Consider the following 4700-nt stretch of genomic DNA (forward strand, 5'->3'; position numbering starts at 1 on the left):
TGTCTGCGTGCCATGAGTCGTGAATCTCCTCCTGCACCCATTATCGGATGCGAAACTCACACAGACGCTGGACTCCTACACGGGGACCCAACCACGCCCACCCCGCTCACGCCGACGGCACCCGACCTCCACTCTCAATTACGAAGAGCCGCTAATGGCGAGGGCCGGTACGGCGAGGAAACGCATTTTCTTGTTCATGGGATTAATATCCTTCACTGTGCGATGAGAACGAGTCCGGATCCGAACGCGCACTGACTGTGATTCGGAGCACTACGCCGCACGGATTGGTTCCCCCAGAAAACCATCACCTGCCAAACAAATCTGGCGCGTCGTTGTGCCTCCTTCCTACCCGCACACCATAAGCGTGCGCAGGCCGCAATAGGAAGCCTACGTATGAACGTGCGCGCCCTGGTGATGACAGGTTCAAGCAGCTCCTGGGTGCCGGGGCCAAGAATGACTGATCCAGTCAGTGCACTCGGCGGCCCAGCCCCTGCCGAAGAGTTCACAGCCAAATTTTGACCCGCACAACGTTCGGCCACCTCGCGACAGCTCATCTGATCGCGGGCGCAAAAAACATCGATCCGAGCCACCCGCCAACGGTCCGATAACACGCCACACGAATTTCACTGGCACTTCGCGGGCGCTCCGCGGGCCCTGCGCATGCACGCAGCGGCACGCAGGATCCATTGTCGGAGCCGGGGATGCCGGATGTCAGAGAGGAGTGTGTGTCGTGTCCGGTGTTCCTGGCGGCGAAGATTCGGACGCGCAGTAATGCGTGACCGTGACAGGTTGTAGTGGCCCCAGCGTATTGACCCGTGCGGGTGATTCGCTGGTGTGGGCTGTACAGTCGTTTTATCTTCACGTGCGAATGAGGATTGACCCGGTCCGCCGGGTCCGAGCGTCGGCGAATATTTTGGGGCCTCCATCTCAACTGTTCGTCGGCGCTCCTTCATTTCCCCCAGTGGCGCCCGAGAAATGTGTCCGCCCATGTACGTGGCTACCGTGCTCCAGTCGACGACCCTCACACTGGTCGGCTTCGGGAGGGGCGGGCCACCACTTCTCTATGTGCTCGATGCAGGACTCCGAAAATGAGGCTTCAGTACCCATCCTTTATGGGTTGTGTGACGAACTTCATATGTCGGGGTTTTGGTATCGGTGGCTCGCCTTCGATCAGCTGCCCATGTTTGGTGCCTCCCTAATCTCCCCGGCGGAAGGCACGATCATGATCACCCGAGAAAAAATGCTCAGTACAGCTATGGCCGGCGTTCTCCTTGGTGGCGCAAGCCTCCTGGCAGCAGGACCAGCGGTAGCCGCTCCCGCGGTAGCCCCAGTGACGGCTTCGACTGTGTCGGTTCCGACGATGACGATGGGGCAGATGACGATCACGATCACCGATTTCGCGTACTCCATGACTGGGACCATCACCCCAGGATCACTTATCACCGTCACCAACACCGACACCGAAGTCCACACCGTCACCGCCGATAACGGGGCCTTCGACGTCACCGTTCCGGGCGGGGAAACGGTGACCTTCGCTGCGCCAGCAGAGGGCGGCACCTACAGCTTCTTCTGCAAATTCCACGCCAACATGAAGGGCTCCCTCACCGTCGCCGCAGGCGCCGCAACACCAACACCAGCACCGGTTGCACCGACGACGCCTACGCCGACAGCGGCGCCATCGCCCGCAGTTCCCGCACCGGGCACGGGCGGCTCGGGCAACTCGGACGGGATGGAGGGCATGGATCAGATGGGAGCCGTTCCCCGCGGAGGCGCCGATACCGGGGCCGAGCAGGCGGCAAACGAGTCCCCGGGTGCTGTGCTCCTTGGAGGAGGGCTGGTCCTCGCGGCTCTGGCCGGCGGCACGTACACCGTGCGCAGGCGCACGACCACCCAGTAGCCCACCCAGGCCAGTAGAGCCACCACATCCGCTTCAATGCCTTAGGTGAGGTACCCGGGTGCAACGGTCTCGAGTGCTGCAATTCTCAATGTCAGCCCTCTCGGCCTCAGTCTTCTAGCGTCAATCAGGGACGCGTCAGGGACCTTGTTCCCTGACGCGTCCCTGACGTGATTGGCTGACTTCCTGTAGCACCACGAATCCCTCTCGGAAGAAAAATGATGAAAACCACGAAACTCGTTCTGTCCGCACTGGTGCTTGCCGGCGTCTCGATGGGGTCCGTTGCCTGCTCACCGACAACTGAGGCACCGACAACTGAGGCGCCGGTGACCGAGACATCATCAGCTCAAGCACCGGAGGCGACATCGCCGGCTGGTACCGCCAGTGCCGCCGCAGCAGCCCCGAGCGCGGAGGCGTCGGCTGGTGCTGGTATGTCGGCGTCCGCCGACGCGGCACCGGCGGAGGAAGCGGTGATCACCATCGCGGACTTCGAGTACGAGATGCCGGACAGCATCGCTCCGGGCGCCGAGATCACGGTCATCAATGACGACGACGCTCCCCACACGGTCACCGCTGACGGGGGTGGAGAGTTCAACGTGAATGTCCCCGCCGGAGAGACCGTGACCTTCACCGCCCCCGATAAGGCAGGGGAGTACAAGGTCATCTGCACCTTCCACCCTGAAATGTCCGGGATGCTGGTTATCGGATGACCCTCAGTGCTGCACCCTCGGGCAACGGTCGTCACAGTGTCGATAGGCGCCCGGTAATGCTGGTACTGCGGATCCTCATCGCGGTCGCACTGGTCGTTAGTGCTGTCATCCATTTTCAGTTGGCTGCAGGATTCCAGCAGGCAGCCCCGTCCGGGATAGGAGGCGGTAATCTGTTCCGGATCCAGGGCGCCGTAGCTGTCCTCACCGCACTGTATGTCCTGGCCCGGGGGACCCAACGAGCCTTCTTGCTGGCCGCAGCGGTGGCGCTGGCCTCCCTGGTCGCTGTTATCGCGTACCGGTACTTCCAAATCCCGGCCATCGGGCCGATACCGTCGATGTATGAGCCCGTCTGGTACACCACCAAAACCATCACAGCCATCGCCGAAGGCCTTGCCCTCATCCTGGCTCTCGCCGCCTACACCCTTCACCGGAAAGGTCATACCGCTGATCGACGGCCCACAGTGAGCTAACGACGGCCCGCACAGAGGGAAGAGGAGCGGGCGACGAACCGGGTGTGAAGCCCGACGGGGGTGAGCACTGACCCTGTTTGCGTGCATGCCGAGGAGTAAAGCTCGGCGCTAGAAGTGTACGCTTGGCCCGACTAGGAGCATGAGGTCCGGTCCACGGTGATGTTCAGCGGGTGAGCGACAGAGTACTCACGGTCCGGTGAACTGAACTGGACAGCCACGTTCTCCGCAGTGCCTCGGTCAGCTGTTTCCTCCAGGGCGACCTCAACGACGATATCGATGTGCGCGTCCGGTTCGAAAACGAACCCTTCGACCGGCACTGGGTCGACCTCGAAGGTGCTGGGCTCGGTTTCGGCGGGGGAGGGGACCGCTTCATGCTCGGCATGAGGTGCTGATCCAGAGGCCGCACCATGATTGCCGTGGCCTTCCTTATTGGCAGGTGTGACTTCAACCGACACGACGCTCAGGCCCCTAGGGGAGCCCAGCGCAATGTCAGAAAAGGTGAAGGTCTCCAACGTCGGGTTATGCAACAGCAGCGTGTACTGCTGGAAACTCTTCTCCGGCTGCACCCCGCACAACGTCGCCCCATCCTTGGCGACACCCAACGGGTCATCGCCCCACACATCCCCTGCCGGTGCTGCGCCCACCGAGCTGTCTTCCGAGGTTCTGCCCGAACTGGATTCGACACCACCGGAGCCGGCGTCACCGGATCCACCCGCACCGGCTCCAGCCGCCTCCGATGAGACTGCGGGCGCTGACGAGGATCGGTCTGCGTTCACGTTCAACGGGTTCTCATCGACGGAACCACACCCAGCAGTCACCAGGGCACACAGGATGACTGACAGGACACGACCGGTCCTACGTTGCTGCGTCGAACCCACGGGAATCCTCCAATATTTTGCGTTTACGATCATGCATGCACGCCGACCAAACTGGTTCCGACAGGCCAATTCCGGCCGTATCGGACGTCACTCTGCTTGCGGTTCATTCATCGTTCTTCGTCGCCGTCGCGCCATCAGCTTGGTTTGCCCCGCCCGGGACACAAGTCCGCCCGCGGCCTTTCCATCCGAAAAACAGTGTGCTGACGAATCGGTAGGGTTGACGTGGCGGCAAGGCGGGATGATCACTCATCCCCGTGGCCAGGCCGCACTGCTGCCGAAACTCTGGAGGATTGGTTTGCGGAACATGGGTTGCTCAAGGATCTCTTGGGAAGTGGCGCCCTGTCTCGAGCTGACACTGCCGGTCTGGCCTCAGTTGATCAGGATGTTGTCGTAGATCTTGGTCCAGCAGTCCTGCTCCAAAGTACTAGTGGAGTATCCGTCCGTCACGAGGTTCACCGACGCCAGAGCAGACCTTTCACCCGCCGAATGCCCCGATTTTCGAGGTAGGCAGCTGGGGTTTGCGTCCTCGACAGTGGGAGAACCTGGGCCTCGTCACCCACTGGCAGGCTTTTCTCGCCTCGCCCCAGCGCTACCTCAGGCACCTCTAGCTGTTGTGGGTCTAGCTGCGGTTGCGCGTCCGGGCGTACCGGCGGGCTAGGGCGTGTCTCCTAACCGTTTGAGCCAGAGGGTAATCGCGCGTAGTACGGCGCCGCCGCGGTAGGTGAGGGCGAGTTTGTCGTAGCGGGTC

Annotated in this window: 4 protein-coding genes; 3 read left to right on the forward strand and 1 reads right to left on the reverse strand. The window is 61.9% G+C overall.

The features are described 5' to 3' along the window. Positions 1 to 1375 precede the first annotated feature (1375 nt). The 3 genes from IWX63_RS16315 to IWX63_RS16325 all read left to right on the forward strand — a co-directional run bounded on the left by IWX63_RS16315 (position 1376) and on the right by IWX63_RS16325 (position 3074). Positions 1376 to 1897, forward strand: a complete 522-nt coding sequence (locus tag IWX63_RS16315; protein WP_199279204.1) for a cupredoxin domain-containing protein — start codon at positions 1376 to 1378, stop codon at positions 1895 to 1897. Positions 1898 to 2220: 323 nt separating this feature from the next. Next, positions 2221 to 2604: a cupredoxin domain-containing protein gene (locus tag IWX63_RS16320; RefSeq protein ID WP_199279205.1), complete on the forward strand. Its 384-nt coding sequence runs from the start codon at positions 2221 to 2223 to the stop codon at positions 2602 to 2604. A 56-nt stretch (positions 2605 to 2660) separates the two neighbouring features. Beyond that, positions 2661 to 3074: a hypothetical protein gene (locus IWX63_RS16325; protein WP_334685949.1), complete on the forward strand. Its 414-nt coding sequence runs from the start codon at positions 2661 to 2663 to the stop codon at positions 3072 to 3074. Between the two features lie 131 nt (positions 3075 to 3205). Here the strand turns inward: IWX63_RS16325 and IWX63_RS16330 are convergent, their stop codons facing one another. Further along, the gene (locus IWX63_RS16330) at positions 3206 to 3718 is read right to left on the reverse strand and encodes a hypothetical protein (protein WP_199279207.1); all 513 of its coding nucleotides are present in this window, start codon (positions 3716 to 3718) and stop codon (positions 3206 to 3208) included. Between the last annotated feature and the right edge of the window lie 982 nt (positions 3719 to 4700).

Source organism: Arthrobacter sp. CAN_A2 (assembly GCF_015752045.1).
GTDB lineage: Bacteria > Actinomycetota > Actinomycetes > Actinomycetales > Micrococcaceae > Arthrobacter_D.

Bases quoted from the DNA above. Each gene is read 5' to 3' on its own strand.
- IWX63_RS16315 (WP_199279204.1), top strand. From the start codon at position 1,376: ATGACGATCACGATCACCGATTTCGCGTACTCCATGACTGGGACCATC.
- IWX63_RS16325 (WP_334685949.1), top strand. From the start codon at position 2,661: ATGCTGGTACTGCGGATCCTCATCGCGGTCGCACTGGTCGTTAGTGCT.